Here is a 23,674-nt window from a genome sequence, read left to right on the forward strand (position 1 = left end):
AGTGGAACCCATTTGGCAAGTCGGTCTTGGCAAGAGATGACGATCGATGACCGGAGGACCAATGCGCACTGTCGAGCTGTATCACGAGACCTATGGCGAACTCGGCGACCGGACACCGCTGGTCCTCGTGCACGGAGGTGCCGGCACGATCGGGTCGAACTGGGGCGCGGCGATCCCGCTGCTGTCAACGGACCGGCTCGTAATCGGCGTCGAGTTGCAAGGGCATGGTCACACCCCACACTCGGAGCGGCCATACACGTTCGAGAACTCCGCCGACGACATCGCCGCGGTGGTGCGGAAACTCGATGTGCCGCGCGTCGACGTCATCGGCTTCAGCAACGGTGGACCGACCGTGCTGCGGTTCGCCATGCGCCACGCCGACTTCGTGAGGCGCGTCGTCGTCGCGTCCGGGTTCTACCGGCGCGACGGCATGATCGAGGGGTTCTGGGGCAACTTCGGCGACCCGACGATCGACTCGATGCCCACGGTGCTGGCCGAGGCCTATGGCGCCATCAATCCCGACCCCGCTGACCTGAAACGCATGTTCGACCTTGATGTCTCACTGATGCGTGGATTCACCGATTGGGATGACGACGATCTCGCGACCGTGACCCAACCGGTCCTCTACGTCAGTGGCGACGACGATGTGGTTCTCCCCCAGCACACCGTGCGTATGGCGCAGCTGACGCCTCATGGGCGCGCCCTCATCCTCCCCGCCGGCCACGGCGACTACCTGGGCAGCACCGACACCGGTTCGGTCGACCACGGCCTCACCGAACCGTGTCTCACCCTGATCCGGCGATTTCTCGACGATAACCAGGAGAATGCGTGAGATGTGGACCTCCGAGGACTTGCACCGGATCGCCGTCACGGACGAGCTTCTGATCGCCGCACAGCGCGCCGACGGATCGCTGCAAGATTGGGTTCCGATCTGGACGGTCGCCACAGGCGGTGAGGTTTACGTCCGCACGTGGTACCGACGCCGGACGGGGTGGTTCGGAAGCGCGGTGCGCTCGCGCCGAGCACGCGTCCGCGTCGACGGATATGAGGCGGACGTCGAGATCGAGGATCTCGGTACCGGCACTGCTGCTCTGCGCGCCGATATCGACGCAGCGTACCGTGCGAAATACGGTCGCTACGGCGAGGCGACGGTTGCCCGGATGGTCGGCGACCAGGCGGCAGCGGCGACGCTGAAACTCGTCCCGCTCGACGCCCGCTGAATCAGCCACTGGCTGGAAGACATTGGCGCGGTGTCGATCTGCACCTGCTCACTCAGCGGACTCGTCGAGCAACTGTCGAATCGCGGTGATGAGTTGCTCGCGCCCCGGAACGCGGTCGTATCCGGCGTCCGTCAGGTACCTGCGGCAGGTCAGGGACTCGGCGACCGTGCCGTCCGGGGCCAGGGGATCGATCCCGTTGACGGTCATGGTCGGGGATCCGGCGAATGCGGGGTGCGCAGCGATGTCGTCGTCGGACCCGAGCACGATGGTGGCAACCGAGGTCGCATCCAGGTGGAGCTCGCCCAACACGTCGACGAGGAGATCGTGGGCGATCTGCTGATTCGGGCAGTCAGGTATCACCAGCAACTCGAAGTGCGGTGTGGGCATGCACCCACGGTAACCCGGAGCCGAGCTGCCTGACCCGAACCCCGTGAGGGCACTCGACATGGCCTGCCGCGTAGCCACTCTCGGGATCGGGCCGGGCGGCGGGCGAGCTGTGCTGGTGCCAGATCACCGCTGGGACGCCTCATTTGTCGATGATCGGGGCGAGCAGTTCCGCGGCTCGGGCGAAGGTGATGCCTTGGTCGTCCGGCACGTGGTGATCGCCGTGGACTCGCAATCGGCCGTTTCCGGACGGCGACCCTCTGATCGCGAGAGAATGACGCACAAGCGGGACAGCTTCGGCAGCAACATCCGCCACAGCGCCAGGAGGGCACAATGACTCAGGCCCAGCACTATGAACAGTTCCTGGCACTGCATCAGCGGCCCGGGGCATTTGTGATGCCCAATGTCTGGGATGGACTGTCGGCGCTGATCTGCAAACACGCGGGCTTCGGAGCATTGGCCACCTCATCGGCCGCTTACGCCGCCACTCTGGGCCGACGCGACGGGCGACACGCGGTCAGCGCCGCCGAGCACCTTGCACATGCACGGCTTCTGATCGACGTGAGCGGCCTACCCATCAACGGTGATTTCGAGGACGGCTACGGCGAGACACCCGACGACGTCGCCGCGACGGTGAACGCCTGCATCGACACCGGCCTTGCCGGAGTGGGCGTCGAGGACTCGTCCGGCGACCCCGACAACCCGATTCGCGACTTCGACGACGCCGTGGCCCGGGTGAGCGCCGCGTCGCGTGTGGCGCGGGGGCGGATCGTGCTCACCGGTCGAACGGACAATTTCTTCCAGGGCCGCATGGACCTCGACGACACGATCCGTCGCCTGACGGCGTTCGCCGAGGTGGGTGCCGACGTCCTGTACGCGCCGTTCCCGCCCGACACGGCGGCTGTGCGGGCGATCGTCGCAGCCGTATCCCCGAAGCCGGTGAACATCGTCGTCGGCACCAAGTCCGAGAGGCCCCCGGTCGCCGAACTCGCCGCGGCCGGGGTCAAACGCATCAGCACCGGGATGGCGCTCTATGCCCACCTCGCCGCGTCGCTGCAGGAAGCGGTCGCAGCGTTGGGCGACGGTGATATCGCGAGCGCAACGACGGGGATCTCGTTCGCGGAACTCGGCAGCCTCCTCGACACGGCGGCAACTCGGAACCTTCCGGGCACGTCCTGACCCATCGTGACGGCATCCGGCATTACGCTGAACCATCGTGGACGACGCCAGCCAATCCTCGTCGCGGACACCGGCACGGCGCGGACCCGCGGCGAGCACCTTGACCCCGGTGCGACTGGTCGCGTTGGGCTTCGCCACGGCGATCATCGTCGGCACACTGCTGCTCTTGGTGCCCGCGGCCACCAATCCCGGGCTGCACACCAGCGTGTTGCAGGCATTGTTCACGGCAACATCGGCGATGTGTCTGACCGGACTGGCCGTGGTCGACACCGAATCGCATTGGTCGACCTTCGGTCACGTCGTCATCCTCGGTCTGATCCAGATCGGCGGCCTCGGGATCATGACGCTCGCGTCGGTCGTCGGCCTGATCCTGGCCAACCGCATCGGGTTGCGCGCCCGATTGAACGCCGCCGCCGAGGTGCGCGCCTCCGGACTCGGTGACGTACGCAGTGTCGTCGTCAGTGTCGTCCGGGTCAGTCTGGGCATCGAGGCGATCATCGCGGCATGTCTGTGGGTGCGGTTCGCCGTCGCTTATCACGAGCCGGTCGGATATGCACTGTGGCTCGGCGTGTTCCATTCGATCTCGGCGTTCAACAATGCGGGCTTCGCCCTGTTCGGCGACAACATGATCGGGTTTGCCACCGACCCCTGGATCTGTGTGCCGTTGATGGTCGCGGTCATCCTCGGCGGCATCGGATTCCCGGTTCTCGTCGAAGTGGGCCGGCGAGTGCGCGGTCATAGGCGGCGGTGGAGCCTGCACACGCGCCTGACGGTGACGATGACCGCGTTCCTCCTCATCGCCGGCCCTCTGATCGTCTTGGTGCTGGAATGGTCTCGCACGTTGCGTGGCTTCGACTTCGGCGCCAAGATCCTGGTCGCGACGTTCCAGGGAGTCATGCCGCGCACGGCCGGCTTCAACAGCGTCGACTATGCCCAGATGGACCATGCGACCTGGCTGGCCACCGACGTGCTGATGTTCCTCGGCGGTGGGAGCGGCGGGACCGCCGGCGGCATCAAGGTCACCACCTTCGTCCTGCTGTTGTTCGCGATCGTGGCCGAGGCACGCGGAGACCGCTTGGTCACCGCATTCGATCGACGGATCGACGGCCGCGTGATCCGGCAGGCACTCGCGGTCGCACTGCTCGGGGTGGCGTTGGTGATGGTGCCGACGATGCTGGTGATGGCCGGCACCGATTTCGATCTCGACGCCGTGCTGTTCGAGGTCACCTCGGCCTTCGCGACGGTCGGACTGTCCACCGGGATCACCGCGCTGTTACCGGGGTGGGCTCAGGTGATCCTCGTGGTGCTGATGTACCTGGGGCGCATCGGATCGATCACCTTGGTCAGTTCGCTGGCAGCGCGTCAACGCGACCGCCGGTACACCCTTCCCACGGAAAGGCCCTTCATTGGCTAGGAGACCCTCATCCGACGTCGTGGTCGTACTCGGCCTCGGCCGGTTCGGAGAATCGCTTGCCATCGAACTGATGGCCCAGGGCACCGAGGTCCTCGGACTCGACGCCGATGAGTCGGTCGTCCAACGCATGTCGCACCAGCTCACCCACGCGGTGGCCGCCGACACCACCGACGAGGAGACACTCCGGCAGCTGTCGGTACCCGAGTTCGACCGCGCGGTGGTCGGGATCGGTCACGACCTGGAAGCCAGCCTGCTCACCGCGTCGGCACTCATCAACCTCGCGGTACCTGTCGTGTGGGCCAAAGCGGTGACCAATGCCCACGCCCGCATTCTCCGTCAGATCGGTGTGGATCATGTCGTCCGTCCCGAACATGACATGGGCAAGCGGGTCGCCCACCTCGTCCGGGGCCAGATGATGGACTACATCGAGTTCGACGATGACTTCGCCATGGTGAAGACCGATGTTCCTGCCTGGCTTGTCGGAAAGAAGTTGGCAGATTCCTCGATCCGGCAGAAGTTCGGTGTCACGGTTGTGGCGGTGAAGAACCAGGGAAGCCGATTCACCTACGCCACCCCGGACACAATTCTGTCCAGCGAGGACACGATCATCGTGTCGGGCGAGGTGGCGCAGGCCGAGAGGTTCTCCAACCAGCGATAATCACCTGGCCCACAGGGCGCACGGTCGGACTCCTCGCGACACCGGCAGAGATCGACCTCGTGCGTCCATGCGCGCAGCACCGTGTTCATTCCGGGCACCGGAGACATCGACCGTCTCGAAGCCGACCTGAACGTCGGCGACGTCGGTCCAGTGTCGACAGCGACGCCGATCGAGGCGCCGCACTGGCCCGCTGAAGCGCGTGGACGCCCCGATCCGGTTCACCGGCAGAACCCGGTTTGTACGCACCGCTCAGTAGTTCCGCGCGACAACCGGACTCGTGCCGTATCGATCCCCTCCCTGGGCATAGTGCAGATGCACTTGTGCGTAGATCTCGTCGGTGTCGTCGAACGCGTTGTGATCCTCGTCCATGTATTCGCGCGGGACGAGCATGATCTTCAGGTAGCTCAGCCCTTGATCCGTGGCGAGCAGATGCCCGCCGGGCATGCTGCCCGTTCCGGTGGCGAGTCGTTCGAAGACGACGTCGTCGGTACCGGGATCGTCGGCCTTCAGGGTGTAGGTCACTCCCCCGGCACGCTGGTCGTTCATGTACTGGATGATGGTCTCGGCATCGATCCGGCTCATCGGAAAGACGCCTTCGATGGTGACCCGGATGTTGTATGCATCGGGTGCGTACACCGACAGGCGCGTGCCCGTCGCCCGCGGTGCGGCATCGGCAAGGCCGGCCGACCCGACGGTGAACAGTCCGGCGGCGATGGCGACGGCCCCCACCATGGTTCCGAAACGTCCGGTGAACTTCGGAAAGCTCATTTGTTTTCTCCTGCAGTGTGGATGGTGACGCAAGTGCTTCGGTGACCACTTGCCCAGGTGCGGCCGGTCGACCAGCAGCTGGGGCGCTCCGGCTGGTGGAAGCGCCGACATCAGCATTGCCGCAGATCGATCCGGGCGAATCGGGAAAAGCTCCCCACATTTCGACCGGCGTGTGGGCGATCGTGCATGGGGAGATCGCGCGCTATCCCGACGTCGGCTGCCACTGCGCGCCCCGTCCGACGGCGATGCTGCTCCGGGGGGCCGGGCATTGATGGACAATCGAACGGTGACCACCGAGCGTCCACCGAGCCGCGACGTCATCTCCCCCACCGACGTCGCGAATCTGGTGTTCGACACCGAGGATCGGGTCAACACGTTCATGTTGGCCGGTCGCCTCGGGCCGGGCGGATTCGTCCTGCCGGACGGCACCGTCGATCTGGACCGCGCACGGGATGTTCTCATCACCCGCGCCGAGGCCGTACCCCGACTCGGACAGCTCGCCAATAGGTCCGGACGGGTGTGGCGATGGCAGGACACCACGATCGAGCCGACCCATCACATCCGCTCGGTCGACGCAACGAGCCTGACCGACCTCTGTGCGGCGTGCATCGCCCGTCGCCTCGACCACGCACATCCGCTCTGGGAGATTCTCCTGGTCCCTCGCATCAGTCCCGGATGCGCAGGCATCGTCATCCGCATTCACCACGCCGTCGCCGACGGGCTGGCCGCGGCCGTTGGGGTTGCCGCACTTGCTGACACGACGTCCCTCACCGCGCGAGTCAGACCGACAGATGCGACGGATGCGACGGCCGGCGGCCACGGTCGCCTCGGGCAGTTGTGGCGCGTGGCCACCGGCGCGAAGGTGCCGACCTCCAGCGTGCTGCTCGGTCCCACCGATGGGCCTCGCGCGGTTCGATTCGCCGACGTCGATCTCGCTGCCTTCCGTGCCGGTGTGGCCACGGCCCAAGGCACCATCAACGACGGGGTCCTGGCCGTGGTGGCGGGGGCCGTGGGCACGGTCCTCGGCTCCCTCGGTGAGAATCCACCTGCGTCGGTGACCGTTTCCGTTCCGGTGGCACTGCGCCGCCGCGGTGGCGAGGGCAACGCGATCGGGTCCGCGATCGTGCCCCTCCCGCTGCGCATCGACGATCGCGCCGAACGAATCCGCCAGATCCACAGGGTGGCAGCGGTGGCCATCGCGGACGCGCATCGTGCCGGCACCTTCCCACCGGTGAACAGCCGTTGGATGATGCGACAGTTCGACCGCTACAGCCGACACCAGCGCAGGATCGGCCTCGTCACGAGTGATGTCCCGGGACCCGAACAGACACTGACGTTCGACGGAGCACCCCTGCTCGAGATGCACGGCGTAGGGATGCTCGGCGGCAACGTCCGGATCAGCGTGGTCGCCGCGTCGTATGCCGGCGTGTTGTCCTTCGGATCACACACCGCCGCGGCAATCCCTGCCGACACCCTCGCCGATGCCCTGAACACAGAGGTCAACGCCGTCACCACGCTCGCTCCGGGCCACCCCCACTGAACGGCCCGGCGACAGCCGAAACCTGCTGCCCGACCTCGATTCCCGGAGTTCTGGCGAGCAGTCAATCGATGACGCCGACCTCCCGCCCGCGGCGGACCGCCTCACGCCGGTTCGGCACCTCGAGGCGGGTGAGGATGGCCGACACATGGTGATCGACCGTCTTCTCCGAAAGATAGAGGCGTTCCGCCAGTTCAGCATTGGTGAGACCTTCGCCCATCAATGCCAGCACCTCGACCTGCCGCTTGGTCAGCCCCGCCGCGTTGGCCACGGTCGCAGACCGCCGTCGCGCGGGGACCGCGGTCATTCCGTTCAAACGGAGATCCCGTCGGATCTTGCCGGCCGTCGCGTGGGCGCCGAGCCTGTCGAGTGTCAGGAGACCTTTGCTGACACAGGACGGATCTCCGGTCTCGGTGAAGGCCACCGCCGCATCGAACTCCAGACCACGCTCCTGCAGCATTCGGGCGGCTCCGAGGATGTCGCCGGCGACATAGGCCGCGTAGGGCGGTGCCATGTCGGCCGGCTGCACCTCGACCCCCACGCGCCCCAGCCAGACGGCCAGATCTCCTCTTCCCCATTGCAATCCGTCGCCTCCGTGGGCAGCAAGGTGCGCGAACTCACCGCTCCTCGCATCCGCCGAGCCGGTGAGCCACATACGCTCGACAAGCGCGGTCGCCGCCGGGACGATGCGCAACGGCCCTCCGTAGCAGACGCTCAACTCCCACGCCCGATCCAACTCGTCGCCACCCTCGCCGCGAGAACGCAGGGCGACGAGACCACGGACGAGTAGCGGCCAGGGCCGAGCGAGCGGTGCCGACGGTCCATCGAGCACCACCGCACAGTCTTCCAGGGCCTCATCCCAACGGCCGCTGAGGAATTCGAGGCGACCGCGGGCACCCAACTGCCACACACGACACACCGGGAGATCATTGTCGATGGTCATGTCGATGCTGATCGCCAGCAGATCCGCCGCCTCGTCGAAGCGACGTTGCTCGACGTCGAAGTAGGCGAGATTGCTGTAGCCGCTGGAATGGATCTCATCCAGGTGTTCGGGAGCGTGGGAGAGGACCTTCAAGATGCGCTGGCGACCACCCGGCACACCGGCCAGCACGTCGCACATACCGTCGATGATCTCGATGCGTGCGCGAAGCCCCGGCTCGCCGACGACCTCGGATACGCGGCGAGCACGTTCGATGTGCTCGCGTGCCACGGCGACGGAGGCCGAGTGCAGTGCAAGAAACGCCCGCATCGCGAATCCATGACCCAAGGGGGCGGCAACCTGGTCTGACCCGTCGAACACACTGATCGATTGGGCGACATGGTGATCGGCGCGTTCGCGATTGGCGTTGTACCACTCATAGATTGCCAGTGCGTTGTGGTCGGCGCTCATGCCGGGCACGTCGCCGGCCGCGCGACGGCGATCGAGCGCCCGCTCGCACGCATCTATCGCATCCTCGAGCCGATCGATCAGGTAGAACTCCGCCGCCAGCAACTCCAACAGTTCGGTGTCGTCGGCGCCGGCGCCATCCTGGACTGCGAGAGCTGTCCGGAAGAAGTCCGCGCTCTGGCGATGTGCACCCGAGCGAGCGGCGGCGCGTCCGGCCGCAGCAGCAGCGGCACGCACACGGGCATGATCCCCGGCACCCTGTGCGTGGTGGACGATCGTGGCGGGATCGGGATCTCCCACGGCGTCGTACGCGCTGATCAAGCGCCGGTGCAGGCCCACTTCGGCGCCCGGTGGTATCACGTCCACGACCGCCAGGCGGCACAGATCGTGCCAGAACGAGACGCCACGCGCGGTGCTGCGGACCAGATGCGCAGCACTCAGGCGCGCCAAGGCCTCACCGCTGGCGCCCAGCGTCGCCATCACCTGGCCTGGTACGGCGCCCGGTGAGCATGCCAACAGGTTCAGCACGTCCCAGCAGCCGGTGTCCAACCCGACGGTGCGAGCCAGGATCGCGTCGCGCACGGTGGCAGGCAGGTCGTCGCCGTCGTGGTCCAGCAATTCGGTGACGAAGAAGGCATTTCCGCCGCTGAGTCTGTGCAGAGTCGTCGCATCGAGGTGACGGTCGCCGATGAGCTGCGTGACACCGTCGACCGACAGTGGTTGTACCGGAATCGAAATGGCCGACGAAGAGCGCGCGACGTCACCCAGGAGGAGTCGCACCGCATCGGCTTGTCCCGGAGCCTCGTCACGACGCGCGGTGATCACCACCAGGGTGGTGAAGTCGCGGATGCGCCTCAGGATGTGCCGCAGGAAGTCGGTGGTGCCCTGATCAGCCCAGTGCGCGTCATCGATGACCAGCAGAGTCGGCGTCGACGCGAGATCGAGCGTCACGGCGTCGAAGATGTCGTAGGCGTGCTCGGCCCCGCGCAACGTCTCGCGGGTCTCCGGGGAGAGGGCGTCGACGACGTCGAAGAGTGGGCCCAGCGGCCGCGGGGTCTCCAAAGGGTCACAGGCACCCCACAACACCCGAAGGTCACCTGCGGACTGCCGCACGAACTCTTCCACGAACGCTGTCTTGCCGGCGCCGGCCTCGCCGGTCACCATCACGACACCGCCTTCACCGCCACGTGCCCGATCGGCGCGTGCCATGAGCGTTGTCAGCTCTTCGTCGCGCTCGATGAGGGCCACGAATAGACGATAGGCATCGCGTTGACCAGCACACAAGACCACCGAAGATGGGGAGCAACTCCCGATGTGAGGGATGTTCGCCGAGGACGACGCTGGTCGAGTACATCCACCCTCCGAGAACAAGGAAACCGACCATGAAAACCTTCGTCATCGAACGCGAATTCCCCGGCGCCAAGGATCTCGACACCGCCGCGCTCGCGGAGATCGCGCGCACGTCCAACGCGACCGTGGAAACCCTCGGCGTTCCGTATCGATGGATCACCAGCTTCGCAGCGGGCGACAAGGTCTACTGCGTTCACGAGACCGCGGACGAGGCCAGCGTCTGGGAGCATGCACGCCGCGCCGGCTTCCCGTGCACCACGGTCACCGAGGTGTCGTCCGAGTTCGGCCCACAGACGGCTGATCGCTGACGGCTGACCGCAAGGGCACAACCCGCGCTCCACGAGGCCACCGAAAGCCACAGTGGAGCGCGGGTGTGCTGTGGTGGTGCGGGCTACAGACCAGCGGCGTCCGAGGCGTCCTCGTGACGGGCGAGCCACGCCAGCACGCGGCCCTTCGACCAACAGCGGCCGACGGCCTCGCTCCGCAGGCAGGAATGCTCGACGATCGCCAGACCGATGATGCTGTGACCAGAGGCGTGACGGTCACCGAATGTCGGTATCGATGGCGCGACTCCCACACCCTCCACCGACACCCAGGCAACGGACCGCGCGGTTGCTGCCCCATCCAGACTCTGCAGGAAACGCAGACGACCCTCCACACTGAGTTGCGACAGTGCCCAGGCCGTCATGACGACCGGCACGGCGTCCGCGGGTACGCGGGCGATGGCGTCGGACAGCACGTCGACCGCATCACCTCGGACGAGGAGCGGCGGTGTCTCTGCCGCCACTGCGATCTCCGCGTCGAGCCTCGCCGCAGAGTCGGCCTGATCGGGTGGCAGGCAGGCACGCAACCAGCGGGTGTCACCTTCGTCGGTGACATCGATCGGATCCTCATCCACTCTGATCCGCGAAACGACCTCGGGGATCGGCGTCGCCGGAACACCCTTGTCCCCCACGATCGATGCGGTCATCTGTACCGGTGACGACAGGACACCGAGCGTTTGCCCGTTGCTGTAGCTGACGTTCACGCGATCGACATTCAGATCCAGTCCGGCGGACCTGCCGACGTCGATCAGCCCGACCCTGGCTGCGCCGGTGCGGCGCGCCGCCTCGGCGATCGCGGGGTAGAGCACGGCGCAGTGACCGGTCTCGCCGCTCCGAATCGTCCGGCGCGCGGCGGCCGCGAGTACGGAGTCGTCCAGCCGCACCAGAGTGTCGATCGCCGCGGCGGCGGCAGCATCCCCGTCGGCGGTGGCATACGCATCGGCGAGTGCGGGGGCGTGTCCGCTCAGCGCCAGATCGTGCAGCACGGCGAGAACGACGGCGGGGCGACGTCGGCGAGCCGGTGCCGCCTCGATGGCGCGCAGTGCCGCCGCGGACCTGCTGACCGCCGTCGCGATCCGCGCGTACAGCGCCGAACCGTCGGCTGGTTCGGTCTCTCCGAAACGGCGATACAGCTCGGCAAGCGCATATGTCGTCGCCATCACCCTCCGCTCTCCTGCCGGCCGACGCCCGACTTGTGGACGGCGTGCGGCACATTCGTCAGACGCGGCCACGGTGGTTGCCGCAGGACCGCGGCCGAACCGAGCGTTGCCGCGACGAGGCCGGTGATCACTCCGATCAGTGCGACTCGTCCACCATCGACGATCGGGGTCCACGTGGTGGCACCGTCGGTCACGGTGAAGGCGCCCACTGCGACGGGCCTGCCCCGCAGGCCGCGGCGTGAGACGGGGATGAAAGTCGTGTGCTCGTCGATCGTCACCGGAGCACCGAACCGTTCGACGGCGGTCTTGTCGGCGGAATACTGGCGGTTGGACATCAGCTCTCCCTTTTCCTGTCGGCTTGTGGGATGTCTCATCCGATTGCAGGGCCCGGGGCCGCATGCGTCAAGACCGCGGCCTCGGCCTGTACTACTCGATCGATCGGTTCTGCGGCACGTACGTAATTGGAGTAGCCAGCTACCCACGCGGCGTTCACGGCGCCCATCGCATACTTGTCACGATCTCATTGGACTCCAGCGAGCCGAGGTACCGCCATGACGATCATCTCGCCCATCCCCGCGCATCCGTCCGCGTTCGACAACGAACACGATCTCCAGGTGGCGGCCGCCGAACGTCGACTCCGCGAACGCGCCAGACCGCGAGGTGAGCACAGCCGCGTTCTCGTCGAGGCCGACGGACTTGCGAAAGCCGATGACCCAGAACGTATCACGCAGCGACTGGCGCGCATCGCCAACTACTACACGCCCGCCGACACGATCATCAGTCCGCAGCCATCGGTGACCGATGGCGTCGAGCAGGCTGCCGCGATCATGGACCTCCCCGGGGCGGACCTCGAGAAGATCATCAACACCGCCGACTTCCTCGGTGTGCGCTACCTCGACGATGGCGTTCTCGCCAGCCGCGCGATCGGCCGGGTCCAGATCGGTGTCATGTCGGGTCGATTGCAGGGCTACGGTACGGGTTCGATGGTCTCCCCCACGTTGTTGCTCACCAACCACCACGTGTTGCCCGATGCGCAGACCGCTCGCACGAGTCGGATCGAGTTCGACTACCAGGACGGACCAGGCGGAACAGAGCTGAGATCGCATACCTTCGGCTTGGATCCCGACCGGTTCTTCCTCGCGGACCGGCAACACGATTTCGCCCTCGTGGCCGTGGCGGGCGACCCGGACCTGTTTCGCCAGTACGGGTTCAACCACCTCACCGCGGACCAGGGCACGGTCATCATCGGCGAGTACATCACCATCGTGCAACATCCGGGTGGGCGCAAGAAGCAGATCGTGCTGCGCGAGAACAAGATCGTCGACATTCCCGCCGGCTTCGTCCACTACAGTGCCGACACCGAACCGGGCTCGTCGGGATCCCCCGTGTTCAACGACCAGTGGGAGGTCGTCGCGCTTCACCACGCCAGCGTGCCCGCGCCCGGGCGAACCGAGTTCGGCGGCTTCCTGAACGAAGGAGTCCGGGTGAGCAGCATCCTGGATTTCATCTCCGCCAGGACATTCCCGGCTGATCAACAGAAGCTGGTCGACGAACTGCGCCGAAACGATGTTCCGGTCACGCCCACTGCGTCGCACTCCCCGGTGACCGTGCAGCCGCGCACAGCACCGGAAACCGTGACCCCACCCGCGCCCGATGGGACCGTCACCCTCCGGGTGCCGATCGAGGTCACCGTGCGCCTCGGTGAACCGTACGCACCGGGAGCGGTACCGACGACGGTTCCGGAACCCGCTGTCGCCGAGGCGGTCACCATCGACCCCGACTACTCCGCGCGCGAAGGGTACGACCCGATGTTCTTGGGCTCCTCGGCGCCGCTACCGACCGTCGGCGCAGACCTGGTCGACGTCGCCTCCGGCGAACTGCGTTATCACCACTACAGCGTGGTGATGAACCGCCGCAGGCGGATGGCACTGTTCACCGCGGTCAACATCGACGGAAATCAGGCCGCCGACATTCGACGCGAGAGCGACCGCTGGATCCGCGATCCGCGGCTGCCCGCCGACGAGCAGACCGATGAGAGTGTCTACACGAACAACGACCTCGACCGGGGACACCTCGTCCGTCGCCTCGATCCGGCGTGGGGCCCGAATGCCAAGGCGGCCAACGACGACACCTTCCACTTCACCAACTGCACACCACAACACCACGACTTCAACGCAGGCCGGACACTCTGGCTGGGTTTGGAGGACTACGTTCTCCGCAACAGCGCCGCCCATGGCCTGAAGGTCAGCGTGTTCACCGGACCGGTACTCGCCGACGACGACCCGCCCTACCGGGGCATAGCGCTCCCCCGACAGTTCTGGAAGGTCGTCTCCATTGTCACCGCCGACGGCACCCAGGCGTCCACCGGCTATCTCCTGAGCCAGGCAGCGTTGCTCGAGGAGTTCGCTGCCGGTCCGGAAGCATTCTCCTACGGCGCCTACCGGACCTATCAGGTTCCGGTTCGCCGCATCGGCGACCTCACCGGACTCGGTCTGGGCCAGTACGTCGCCGCCGACCCACTGGAACACCTGGAGTCGGCGGGCGACGCACGTGAGTTGCTCCGCCCCCAAGACCTCATCCTCTGCTAAGGAAAGATCATGACCAGCATCGAACCACCCCTCGTGCGCCAGTGCGCGACGATGGAGATCCACCGCCGCCTGCTGACCGAGTCGGCACAGTATCGTGCCGCGCGCTCATCACTCGAGAACGAGACCATCCGCTTCGTCAGCCTCGAACGCACCACCGACGAGATCCTGCAGATCCCGGTGGTCGTCCACGTGGTGCACCGTACTGCCGTCCAGAACATCTCCGATGACCAGATCCACAGTCAGATCGACGTCCTCAATCGCGACTATCGCGCCACGAATCCCGATGTGTCCTCGGTACCGGACGTGTTCGAACCCCTGGTGGCCGACGCGCGGGTCGAGTTCCATCTCGCGTCCATCGACCCGGACGGCAACCCCACCGACGGCATCACGCGCACCCAGACCGGCCGGAACACCTTCGGCACCGATGACGCGGTCAAGTCGGTCGCCTCGGGCGGCGCCGACGCGTGGCCGGCAGATCGCTATCTGAACATCTGGGTGTGCCAACTCTCCGGCGGTCTGCTCGGCTACGCACAGTTTCCCGGCGGCCCGCCCGAGACGGACGGCGTGGTGATCACCTACACCGCATTCGGCACGACCGGTACGGCCACGCAGCCGTTCCACCTCGGGCGTACCACGACCCACGAAGTCGGCCACTACCTCAACCTGTTCCACATCTGGGGCGATGACGGCACCGGTTGCGGCGGCTCCGACGAGGTCGACGACACGCCCAATCAGGGATCGGAGAACGTCGGCAAGCCGACGTTTCCCAAGGTCAGCTGTCACAACGGGCCGAACGGCGACCTGTTCATGGACTACATGGACTACGTCGACGACGATGTGATGGTGATGTTCACCGCCGGGCAGGTCGCGCGGATGCGCGCGTGTCTGCACGACGCGCGCAAGCCGTTGTGGTCGGGCGTCTGAGGCGCACATGAGCGAACTGTGCCGACGATGGTGGCACTCCTTCGAGGAGGACCATGATCACATCCGGGTGTACCGGCCCGACGGTTTCGACTTCCCACCCGCCCGCGGGCGCCGCGGTATCGAATTGCAGACCGACGGAACCTGTACCGAGTTCGGGCTGGGACGGGGCGATGCGCCCGAGCCCACGACCGGGACCTGGACGGCCGACGACAATCTCGAACGACTCGACATCAGCGACCCGGCCGGGTCCACCCGGACCCTGCGACTCGTCCACCTCGGACCCGATCGCCTCGAACTCGACCCGCGGGACGACCAGTGACCACTCCATCCGACACCGCGACAACAGAATTGGGCCCGTCTGCACACAGCTGCCGACAAGCGGCGGCCCTTCGCGCGACCTCGGAGCTGGTCCGGCCGAGCCCGGTGGCCCGCGAACGTGACGACGTCACCGCGGCGTTGCTCGAGCAACTGTCGGCCGAGCGCTACACCGCCACCCATGCGGAGATCGCGGCACCGATCACGCGGCACTCGGCGAGCCCGGAGTTCCGGAAAGTCCTGACGAAAGTCGCCGAAGTCCTATCCGACCTCGGATGTCGGATCACCCGAACAACATTCGCCATCCCGGGCGGGCACAGCGAGAACTGCATCGCCGAGTACCCCGGAACCGGCGACGACCGCGGCCTGGTCGTGATCTCCGCACATCTGGATTCGGTGAACCGACACGGCGCGGATCTGCCGGCCCCGGGCGCCGACGACAACGCGAGCGGGTCCGCGGGGGTACTCGAACTTGCGCGTGTGCTCACGAGCCAGACCTGGCGCAACGATGTCCGGTTCATCCTGTTCGGCGGCGAAGAGCAAGGACTCTTCGGCAGCATCGACTATGTGAACGAACTCGCGGACACCGAACGTGACCGCCTCACCGCAGTGATCAACATGGACATGATCGCGCGACGCAACACCGCCGAACCCGGCGTCCTGATCGAGGGCGCGCCGGCGTCGCAGACATTGATCGACGAACTCGCCACCTCCGCTGCCACCTGGACAGAACTCACGGTCACGACGTCGACGAACCCGTTCGCCAGCGACCACGTCCCGTTCATCGACGCCGGGCTTCCCGCGGTGCTCACGATCGAGGCCGACGACGACACCAACACCGATGTACACACCGAGAACGATGTACTCACGAAGGTCGACGTCGGGTTGGCCATGGCCATTCTGAGGATGAATCTGGCCGTGGCAGCAGCGCATCTGCGACGCCCGCGCGAGGTGTAGTGGCGTGAACCGCTGCTCGTCAGGCCGGCGAACTCAGAACATGTCAGCGACAAGGCTCACTCACAGCCGATGGCACTAGGCTGAACCGATGTCGTCGCTCTTACTCGGACCGATCCTGCGCCATGTCGGCGAGACCACCGCAACAGTCTGGGTGCAGACCGACGAGGCGGCCGACGTCGAGGTGCTGGGATGTGGTGCCCGCACATTCGCCGTCGAGGGCTGCCACTACGCGCTGGTCGTGGTCACCGGCCTCACCCCGGATTCGACCACTGAGTATCAGGTGAATCTGAACGGCCGACAGGTGTGGCCCGACCCCGCCTCTCCGTACCCGCCGAGCGTGATCCGTACGCGGGGGCCTGCGCGCGCCGACCACCTGCGAGTGGTGTTCGGATCCTGCCGATTCCCGAAATCCGGCGATGCCGCCCTGGACAAGAAGAACGGACTCGACGCACTCGACTGCTACGCGCGGCGACTGGCCGAACACCCTGCCGATGAGTGGCCGGACGCCCTGATCCTGCTCGGCGACCAGGTGTACGCCGACGAGTTGACCCCGGACGCCCGCAGACGACTCGCCGGTCGCGACCGCAGCCCCAGAAGAAGCGCGAAGCGTCCGCCGGATGAGGTCGTCAGCTTCTCCGAGTACGAGGGCCTCTATCGACACACCTGGGGCGATCGGGAGATCCAGTGGATTCTGTCCACCGTCTCGACGGCGATGATCTTCGACGACCACGACATCCGTGACGACTGGAACACGTCGGCTTCCTGGCGTTCTGACATGCAGGAGCTACCGTGGTGGCGAGATCGCATCCGCGCCGGACTCGCCTCGTATTGGGTGTATCAGCACCTGGGCAATCTCAGCCCCGACGAACTCGCGCGCGACGACACTTATCAGCGCATTCTCGAAGCCAAGGGCGACTGCTGGGACCTTCTGGTCGATCTTGCCGACCACGCGGATTCGGACACTTCCGCCGACAAGGGGCTACGGTTCAGCTATCGATGGGATCTGGGACGCAATCGCCTGGTCATGGTGGACTCACGCAACGGCCGCGTTCTCACCGGCCGACATCGGAAGATGCTGAGTGACAGCGAGTTCGGGTGGCTCGAGGATCAGGTCACGAACGACCTGGACCAGGTCGATCATCTGATCCTGGGCTCGTCGCTGCCGTGGCTGATGCCGCCGGCGATCGGCGACCTGCAGACGATCAACGAGATCGCGGCCGCCCGCCCCGGCCGGCGCGGCAGGATCGGTGAGAAGATTCGTCGCGCCACCGACTTCGAGCACTGGCCGGCGTTCATGAACTCGTTTCTGAGGTTGAGCGATCTGATCCACGGCGTCGCCCGCGGATCATCCGGACCGGCAACGATCACTGTCCTCTCCGGCGACGTGCACCACAGCTATGCGGCGCGGGCCGACTTTCCGGGCGGCACAACGGCGGTGGTCCATCAACTCGTCTGCTCGCCGGTCCACAATCATGTGCCCGGCTACGTCAAGCCGGTGTTCCAGCACGGCTGGTCGCCACGGATGGCGCGGCTGACCCGGGTATGGGCGCGGCACGTCGGCGCACCCACACTGCCGCTGAAGTGGGCGAACACCGCCGGGCCGCTGTTCGGCAACACGATCGCGACACTGCGCACAACTGGCCGTGACGCCGAGGTCGTGTTCGAACAACCAACCGAGGACCGGGGCCTCGCCACGATCGCGAGACGCTCACTCACCGACTGAGGCCGCCGACGTCGCCGGCGGGCCTGCGCTCATCGCAGCTTGGCTCCATAGACATGACTGATCTCGAGTGCCATGAGCACTCGTCGGTCCGACACCATCACGGCGCGGTACTCGTTCCAGTCGGGATGCTCACCCGCGCCACGCCGGTAGTAGTCGACCAGGGCATCCACCACGGGTCCGTTCGGATCCGTACCCGGCCCGATCAGACTGACATTGCCTTCGGCGGTCGCCCATGTGTAGCCGTCCGGCCCGGTGAACTCGATCGCCGCGCGCGGATCGCGACGGAGGTTTGCGGTCTTGGCGCGTCCCTCGGTCATCGAGACGAAGATGGTGTCGGTGTCCCGGTCGTAGACCGTTGTCACCGGCGACAGCTGCGGCACCCCGGTCGACCTGATGGTGGCCAGGACGCCGATCCTGGTGTCGGCGATGAGCGTGCGCGGATCGAAATCTGTGGCAGCCATGTCCATGCCAACCCGGGCACCGACCGAGTCATTCCGCCGAGGTGGACGTTGTCCGTGCAGGACCTTCGTCCCACCCGATGGCGGGGCCCTCTCCTCTGGTGCCGTGACATCATTCGTTGTCCACTGGACGTGGAACGTCGCCGAGGCCAGGAGTCGAGATGCGAGTACTGGTGGCCACCGCCAGCAGGCATGGTGCCACACGAGAGATAGGAGCCCGGATCGGCGCCGTCCTGTCCACGGAGTTGACGAACCGTGGACTCGATTCCGACATCGACGTCGTCGATGCCGCACAGGTGCACGACGTGGGCGCCTACGATGCGGCGATCATCGGCAGCGGGATCTACTTCGGCCGCTGGCTCTCAGACGCACGCAAACTCATCGACAACGAGGAGTACCACCTGCTCGGTATTCCGGTCTGGCTGTTCTCGAGCGGCCCGATCGGCGATGACACCCAGTCGACGAGGTCGCCGGTGACTGCTCCGTGGGCGCGCGAACATCGCACGTTTCCCGGCAAACTCGATCGCTCCGCACTCAACGTCGGCGAGCGCTTGGTCGCGTCCCTACTGCGGGTCCCGGACGTCGACGGCCGGGACTTCGCCGACATCGAGAGCTGGGCACGCGAGATCGCCGCCGCGGTTTCCGGCGACGCCCCATCGGGAACCACGCGCTAGGTTTGACGGACCGGAAAGCCCGAGACGACCGTTTCGGGCCGTGGGAGACAGCGGTCAGCCGTCGGTCCGCGCGATTTGTCGGCCGTCGATAGGAAGGGCAGGTCGTCAGTGCGCGCCCCGAAGGTCTGGATCGGCATCGCGATCTGGGCGCTCTATGCCGTGACCGTGTTCATCGTGCAGGTGGCGATGGGAGTTCCCTACGACGAGTGGGGTGACTCCGCGGACAATCTCTGGCGCGGCGCCGTGGTCTCACTGGCCGTCGGTTCGCTGTTGATGGCGGTGATCGCGACAGTGCTGGGTTGGTGGCGTCCGGCACTGTTCGAAGCCTCCCGCACCACTTTGCGCTGGGCGTGGGTGGCGCCGATCGCGATGCTCGTACTGCTCGGGGTGAACCTGGCGGCCACCGACTTCGGCGAACTCGGGACCGACTTCCTGGTGGCGGCGCTCGTACTCGGCGTCGGGGTCGGGTTCTCCGAGGAGATGATGTCGCGCGGACTCCTGCTGGTCGGCTTGCGGTCGACGTTGTCCGAGCGTTGGGTCTGGATTTTGACGAGCGTACTGTTCGGGTCTTTTCATCTCATCAACATCGGCCTCGGCGCACCGGTCCTGCAGACGGTCGTCCAGGTGGTGACCGCCTCCCTGTCGGGGTCGATCTTCTATGTGACCCGCCGACTCACCGGCTCGTTGTTCGCCCCGATGCTGCTGCACGGGCTGTGGGACTTCTCCACATTTGTGCAGCCCCAAGCGCCGACATTCGACCCGCCGGCGACCCTGATCGTGTTCGTCGGGATCTTCGCGGCGGTCGCTGCGTGGCGTATGACTGCCCCTGCCCGCATCGACGCCGAGACCTCGAGCGTGCCCACGTCCCGCGCCTGACCGAAGACCGATCCATCACGCGATAGATTTGGTGGGTCGAGGACCTGTCCGACGGAAGAGTTGGCCCGTGGTGGCACTGCACGACTTCGCTCTGATAGCGGTCATCCTGGCCATAGCGGCGGCCGCCGGGTTGCTCGCGACCAAACTCCGCCAGCCGATGATCGTCGCGTTCATCGGTGTCGGCATCGTGCTGGGTCCGACGGGCGCGGGGTGGGTGGTCACCGACGACACGATCGAACTCCTTGCCCGTCTGGGCATCGCCATCCTGTTGTTCCTCGTCGGCCTGCGACTGGACATGCACCTGATCCGCAGCACCGGTCCGGTCGCGCTGATCACCGGCCTCGGCCAGGTGTTGCTCACCGCCGCGATCGGGTATCTCCTCGCGATCGCGTTCGGCATGAGTGCCATCGCCGCCATGTACATCGCGCTGGCCGTGACGTTCTCGTCGACGATCATCATCGTCAAACTCTTGTCTGATACGCGCGAGATCGAACAGCTCCACGGACGGATCGCCGTCGGCCTCTTGATCGTGCAGGACCTGGTCGTCGTGGTGGTCATGATCGCGATCAACGCATTCGGCAAGGACACCGACGACACGATGGCGGCCAGCGTGGCCCTCGTCTTCGTCAAGGGGATAGCCCTGCTCGTCGGTATCGGCCTGCTGATGCGATTCGTCCTCCCTTGGCTCCTGCACCAGGTCGCCCGATCCCAGGAACTCCTCGTGCTGTTCGGTGTCGCCTACGCGATCGCGCTGGCCGCCGCCACCGACAGTCTCGGATTCAGCTCGGAAGTGGGCGCCTTCCTCGCCGGGGTGTCGCTCGCGGCCACACCGTATCGAGATGCGCTGGGCGCCCGGCTGGTGAGCCTGCGCGACTTCCTGTTGCTGTTCTTCTTTCTCGACCTCGGCGCCGGACTGGATTTCGCCGACGCCTCCGGGCACATCCTGGAAGTTGCCGTCTTCACGATCGTCGTCCTGATCGGTAAACCCCTGATCGTCATGGCGCTCATGGCTGTGCAGCGCTATCCACCCCAGGTGGGCTTCATGACCGGTCTGCCCATGGCACAGGTATCCGAATTCTCGCTGATCCTCGCCGCGTTGGGTCTCGGGTTGGGCCATATCTCGAACACCACGGCCAGCCTCATCACCGTCGTCGCCCTCATCACCATCGCGGGGTCGACCTACCTGATGCTTTTCTCCCATCAGCTCTATCGCCGACTCGAGCGCGTGTTGAGCATCTTCGATCGCACCGCGGCGCGGCGAACCGAACTGTCGGAAAGCGATGAGGAGATCGACGCGATTCTCTATGGACTCGGTAGGTTCGGTCGCCACCTGGCGGACGAGTTCAGTGCGGCCGGCCACCGGATCCTCGCCGTCGACTTCGACCCGCACCGACTTGCGGCCAATTCCCGGCCGGGCATCACGTCGGTGTACGGCACCGCGACCGACCTCCACTTCCTGGAATCCCTGCCCTTGGGACAAGCCAAGTTCATCATCAGCACCATTCCCGCGACAGACGCCAACCTCGCCCTGCTGCACGCGTTGCACCACCACGCCTACCGCGGTCACGTCGTCATGACCGCCCATCACCCGCGGGATGCCGAGCAGCTGCGAGCCGCGGGTGCCGACACCGTGCTCGAACCGTTTTCGCTCGCGGCCGAGGCCACCGTCCACGAACTCAGTCGGCTCGTCGACGGCGACGGGGGCGAGTCCGACCCGGAGGATCGCGGACCATCCGACCAGTGAGAACGACCACGTTTCCCACCGCCCCGGCCGGTACACGGCCTGCCGGTTCGGTAGACCTGAGTGAGGACCCGCCACGCATCCCAGACCCCGGAGGCAGCAGTGCAGCTCGGTTGGACGCATCATCTGGTCGGCGCCGCGGCCGGCGCCATCGCCGCCAACGTGGTGCCTCATCTCGCACACGGCATCGCCGGCACACCGTTCCCGACGCCATTCTCCGACCCGCCCGGGGTGGGTGATTCGTCCCCGGCACGCAACCTCGTCTGGGCGTCGATGAACGTGGCCGCGGCATCGGGTCTGCTGTACGCGGAGCGATCCCGGCTGAACTCGCCCGTGTTCTGCGGGGTCGTCGGTGTCAGCGCCGCCGCTGCAGGTGTCGGACTACGAACGTACTTCCGAGGCGTCCGCGGCGCCACGACCTGAGAATGCCGTGTGATCGCACATGACCGACCATCCGAACCACCAAGGAGGCGCACCTTCGCAATGAGCAATCAGCTCACCTTCACCATCGGCCACGACGAACTGATCATCCGGCACCGCTGGGAGGTGATCAGCATCGTCAACGACATCCTGATCGCCGCCTGGTTCGTCATCGGCAGCGTGTTGTTCTTCAATGAGTCGACAACCACCGCGGGCACCTGGCTTTTTCTGCTCGGCAGTATCGAACTGATGATCCGGCCTGCGATTCGCCTGGCTCGCCGAATCCACCTCCGGCGTGTGCGTGGCGGACAGCTCAGCACCGATTCCGACACCGACTACTGAGCCGCCACCAGAGTCCTGGGCGCAGGTGCGCGATTCGCCTCACCGCATGACACAGCCGCCATCCCATTAGGGTGAGGCGAATGGTTTCGCAGCAACAATGGGAGCGCCGGACCGAATGGCCGATGGCAGGGGTGGCCCTCGCCTTCCTCATCGCCTACAGCTGCCAGGTCTTGATGGACCTGTCAGGAGCCGCCGAGCACATCTGCGCGGTCGTGATGGCCGCGTCCTGGGTCTTGTTCCTCATCGACTACCTCGGGCGTCTCGTGCTCGCCGAACGGCGGGTTCACTGGTTCTTCCACCATCTGGTGGAGTTCGCCGTGGTCGTGCTTCCGGCGATCCGGCCGCTGCGCCTGCTCCGGCTGGTGGCGATGGTCACGATCATGCAGCGAGCCGTCGGTGGCGCCATCCGCGGCAAGGTGTTGATGTACACGGTCGTCACCTCGTCGCTTCTGATCTATGTGGCGTCGCTGGCGATGTTGGAGGCCGAACGCGGCCAACCCGACTCGACGGTCAACAGCTTCGGTGAGGCACTGTGGTGGTCGATGACCACGGTCACCACCGTCGGCTATGGCGACTACGCACCGGTGACCACGACCGGCAGGTTCATCGCGGCGGGTCTGATGATCGGCGGCATCAGTCTGATCGGTGTGGTGACAGCCACCATCGCATCGTGGATCGTCGAACAGGTCGCCGAGGAGGACAGCGCCCAGCAGGCCGCGACCGCACGGCAGATCGAAGAGTTGCGTCAGGAGGTCGGCCGGCTGACCGAGCAGGTCGAGGCGACGACGGTCAGCACCCGCTGACGTCCCTCACCCGCGGGGCGTGAGCGCCAGGATGGGGATCGTGCGGTCCGTCTTGGTCTCGTAACCGCCGAAGCGACTCGAGGCAGCCACCACCTCAGCCCACACCCGCTCTCGTTCCGGGCTGTGGAGTTCTTCGGCGTGCACGTGCATCTTCTGTCCGCCGACCTCGATGCTCACCTGATCGGGATGGGCGGCGATGTTGTGGTACCAGGCCGGATTGTTCGCCGCACCGGCAGCGGACGCGACGATGTAGCGCGTGTCGCCGGGCCCGGGAAACCAGGCGACCGGCGTGCTGCGCTCCGCTCCGCTCTTACGCCCGGTGGTCGTCAGGGCGAGGACCTGCATCCCCATCATCTTTCCGGACTTGCCGGCACGCTTGGCCATCATCTTGTTCATCCAGCGCATCACCGCGCCGTGCGGCTGACGGGCACCGTAGGTTCCTCGTGGATTCGAGAAAGTCATGTCATTGTCTC

25 protein-coding genes are annotated in these 23,674 nt (G+C 66.1%); 18 read left to right on the forward strand and 7 right to left on the reverse strand.

Annotation, left to right across the window (positions count from 1 at the left end):
• The first annotated feature begins 46 nt into the window (after positions 1-46).
• Positions 47-832, forward strand: a complete 786-nt coding sequence (locus AC4AMJ_RS08010; protein ID WP_489895686.1) for an alpha/beta fold hydrolase — start codon at positions 47-49, stop codon at positions 830-832.
• Positions 825-1,220: a DUF2255 family protein gene (locus AC4AMJ_RS08015; RefSeq protein WP_489917741.1), complete on the forward strand. Its 396-nt coding sequence runs from the start codon at positions 825-827 to the stop codon at positions 1,218-1,220. Before AC4AMJ_RS08010 ends, AC4AMJ_RS08015 begins: the two co-directional genes overlap by 8 nt.
• A 48-nt stretch (positions 1,221-1,268) precedes the next feature.
• On the opposite strand, the gene AC4AMJ_RS08020 is transcribed toward AC4AMJ_RS08015, so the two are convergent.
• Entirely contained in the window at positions 1,269-1,607 is a 339-nt protein-coding gene (locus AC4AMJ_RS08020; protein ID WP_489895690.1) for a hypothetical protein, read from the reverse strand.
• Positions 1,608-1,937: 330 nt separating this feature from the next.
• On the opposite strand from AC4AMJ_RS08020, the gene AC4AMJ_RS08025 reads away from it, so the two are divergent.
• Genes AC4AMJ_RS08025 through AC4AMJ_RS08035 form a run of 3 tightly spaced genes read left to right on the forward strand, consistent with a single transcriptional unit; the run spans position 1,938 to position 4,855 of the window.
• Positions 1,938-2,783: an isocitrate lyase/PEP mutase family protein gene (locus AC4AMJ_RS08025; protein WP_489895694.1), complete on the forward strand. Its 846-nt coding sequence runs from the start codon at positions 1,938-1,940 to the stop codon at positions 2,781-2,783.
• 37 nt (positions 2,784-2,820) lie between these two features.
• A complete protein-coding gene (locus tag AC4AMJ_RS08030) occupies positions 2,821-4,197 on the forward strand; it encodes a TrkH family potassium uptake protein (protein WP_489917742.1) in 1,377 nt (458 codons plus the stop codon).
• A 19-nt stretch (positions 4,198-4,216) separates the two neighbouring features.
• Entirely contained in the window at positions 4,217-4,855 is a 639-nt protein-coding gene (locus AC4AMJ_RS08035; RefSeq protein ID WP_489895698.1) for a potassium channel family protein, read from the forward strand.
• Positions 4,856-5,104: 249 nt separating this feature from the next.
• Here the strand turns inward: AC4AMJ_RS08035 and AC4AMJ_RS08040 are convergent, their stop codons facing one another.
• Positions 5,105-5,623, reverse strand: a complete 519-nt coding sequence (locus AC4AMJ_RS08040) for a hypothetical protein (protein WP_489917743.1) — start codon at positions 5,621-5,623, stop codon at positions 5,105-5,107.
• A gap of 286 nt (positions 5,624-5,909) precedes the next feature.
• On the opposite strand from AC4AMJ_RS08040, the gene AC4AMJ_RS08045 reads away from it, so the two are divergent.
• On the forward strand, positions 5,910-7,163 hold the full coding sequence (locus AC4AMJ_RS08045; RefSeq protein ID WP_489895702.1) for a wax ester/triacylglycerol synthase domain-containing protein: 1,254 nt from the start codon (positions 5,910-5,912) through the stop codon (positions 7,161-7,163).
• A gap of 61 nt (positions 7,164-7,224) precedes the next feature.
• On the opposite strand, the gene AC4AMJ_RS08050 is transcribed toward AC4AMJ_RS08045, so the two are convergent.
• Positions 7,225-9,795, reverse strand: a complete 2,571-nt coding sequence (locus AC4AMJ_RS08050) for an ATP-binding protein (RefSeq protein WP_489895704.1) — start codon at positions 9,793-9,795, stop codon at positions 7,225-7,227.
• A 134-nt stretch (positions 9,796-9,929) separates the two neighbouring features.
• Between AC4AMJ_RS08050 and AC4AMJ_RS08055 the strand changes: the two genes are divergently transcribed.
• A complete protein-coding gene (locus tag AC4AMJ_RS08055) occupies positions 9,930-10,205 on the forward strand; it encodes a DUF4242 domain-containing protein (protein WP_489895706.1) in 276 nt (91 codons plus the stop codon).
• A gap of 83 nt (positions 10,206-10,288) precedes the next feature.
• Here the strand turns inward: AC4AMJ_RS08055 and AC4AMJ_RS08060 are convergent, their stop codons facing one another.
• Positions 10,289-11,380 carry a DUF2332 domain-containing protein gene (locus AC4AMJ_RS08060; RefSeq protein WP_489917744.1) on the reverse strand — a complete coding sequence of 364 codons (1,092 nt, stop codon included), beginning with the start codon at positions 11,378-11,380 and terminating at the stop codon, positions 10,289-10,291.
• Positions 11,380-11,715, reverse strand: a complete 336-nt coding sequence (locus AC4AMJ_RS08065) for a hypothetical protein (protein WP_489917745.1) — start codon at positions 11,713-11,715, stop codon at positions 11,380-11,382. The genes AC4AMJ_RS08060 and AC4AMJ_RS08065 overlap by 1 nt, the downstream gene beginning before the upstream one ends.
• Positions 11,716-11,931: 216 nt before the next feature.
• Here AC4AMJ_RS08065 and AC4AMJ_RS08070 point away from each other — a divergent pair, with 216 nt between their 5' ends.
• The 5 genes from AC4AMJ_RS08070 to AC4AMJ_RS08090 all read left to right on the forward strand — a co-directional run bounded on the left by AC4AMJ_RS08070 (position 11,932) and on the right by AC4AMJ_RS08090 (position 17,887).
• On the forward strand, positions 11,932-13,968 hold the full coding sequence (locus tag AC4AMJ_RS08070; RefSeq protein WP_489917746.1) for a DNA/RNA non-specific endonuclease: 2,037 nt from the start codon (positions 11,932-11,934) through the stop codon (positions 13,966-13,968).
• A 9-nt stretch (positions 13,969-13,977) separates the two neighbouring features.
• The gene (locus AC4AMJ_RS08075) at positions 13,978-14,892 is read left to right on the forward strand and encodes a zinc metalloprotease (protein ID WP_489895714.1); all 915 of its coding nucleotides are present in this window, start codon (positions 13,978-13,980) and stop codon (positions 14,890-14,892) included.
• A 7-nt stretch (positions 14,893-14,899) separates the two neighbouring features.
• A complete protein-coding gene (locus tag AC4AMJ_RS08080) occupies positions 14,900-15,211 on the forward strand; it encodes a hypothetical protein (RefSeq protein WP_489895716.1) in 312 nt (103 codons plus the stop codon).
• Positions 15,208-16,164: a M28 family metallopeptidase gene (locus tag AC4AMJ_RS08085; RefSeq protein WP_489917747.1), complete on the forward strand. Its 957-nt coding sequence runs from the start codon at positions 15,208-15,210 to the stop codon at positions 16,162-16,164. Before AC4AMJ_RS08080 ends, AC4AMJ_RS08085 begins: the two co-directional genes overlap by 4 nt.
• 88 nt (positions 16,165-16,252) lie before the next feature.
• A complete protein-coding gene (locus tag AC4AMJ_RS08090) occupies positions 16,253-17,887 on the forward strand; it encodes an alkaline phosphatase D family protein (protein WP_489917748.1) in 1,635 nt (544 codons plus the stop codon).
• Positions 17,888-17,916: 29 nt separating this feature from the next.
• On the opposite strand, the gene AC4AMJ_RS08095 is transcribed toward AC4AMJ_RS08090, so the two are convergent.
• Positions 17,917-18,348: a PPOX class F420-dependent oxidoreductase gene (locus AC4AMJ_RS08095; protein WP_489917749.1), complete on the reverse strand. Its 432-nt coding sequence runs from the start codon at positions 18,346-18,348 to the stop codon at positions 17,917-17,919.
• 158 nt (positions 18,349-18,506) lie between these two features.
• On the opposite strand from AC4AMJ_RS08095, the gene AC4AMJ_RS08100 reads away from it, so the two are divergent.
• The 6 genes from AC4AMJ_RS08100 (at position 18,507) to AC4AMJ_RS08125 (ending at position 23,201) form a co-directional block, all read left to right on the forward strand.
• Complete coding sequence (locus tag AC4AMJ_RS08100) at positions 18,507-19,019, forward strand: flavodoxin domain-containing protein (protein ID WP_489917750.1); 513 nt, start codon at positions 18,507-18,509, stop codon at positions 19,017-19,019.
• Positions 19,020-19,127: 108 nt separating this feature from the next.
• Positions 19,128-19,895: a CPBP family intramembrane glutamic endopeptidase gene (locus AC4AMJ_RS08105; RefSeq protein ID WP_489917751.1), complete on the forward strand. Its 768-nt coding sequence runs from the start codon at positions 19,128-19,130 to the stop codon at positions 19,893-19,895.
• Positions 19,896-19,962: 67 nt separating this feature from the next.
• Positions 19,963-21,639 (forward strand): cation:proton antiporter, encoded by a 1,677-nt coding sequence (locus tag AC4AMJ_RS08110; RefSeq protein WP_489895728.1) that lies wholly within the window; start codon positions 19,963-19,965, stop codon positions 21,637-21,639.
• Positions 21,640-21,738: 99 nt separating this feature from the next.
• On the forward strand, positions 21,739-22,059 hold the full coding sequence (locus AC4AMJ_RS08115; protein ID WP_489917752.1) for a hypothetical protein: 321 nt from the start codon (positions 21,739-21,741) through the stop codon (positions 22,057-22,059).
• A gap of 60 nt (positions 22,060-22,119) precedes the next feature.
• Entirely contained in the window at positions 22,120-22,398 is a 279-nt protein-coding gene (locus tag AC4AMJ_RS08120) for a YrhK family protein (RefSeq protein ID WP_489895732.1), read from the forward strand.
• A gap of 80 nt (positions 22,399-22,478) precedes the next feature.
• A complete protein-coding gene (locus AC4AMJ_RS08125) occupies positions 22,479-23,201 on the forward strand; it encodes a potassium channel family protein (RefSeq protein WP_489917753.1) in 723 nt (240 codons plus the stop codon).
• Between the two features lie 6 nt (positions 23,202-23,207).
• Here AC4AMJ_RS08125 and AC4AMJ_RS08130 read toward each other — a convergent pair whose 3' ends face one another.
• Positions 23,208-23,663 (reverse strand): nitroreductase/quinone reductase family protein, encoded by a 456-nt coding sequence (locus AC4AMJ_RS08130; RefSeq protein ID WP_489917754.1) that lies wholly within the window; start codon positions 23,661-23,663, stop codon positions 23,208-23,210.
• Positions 23,664-23,674 lie beyond the last annotated feature (11 nt).

The sequence above is a fragment of the Gordonia sp. LMA484 genome (assembly GCF_058129505.1).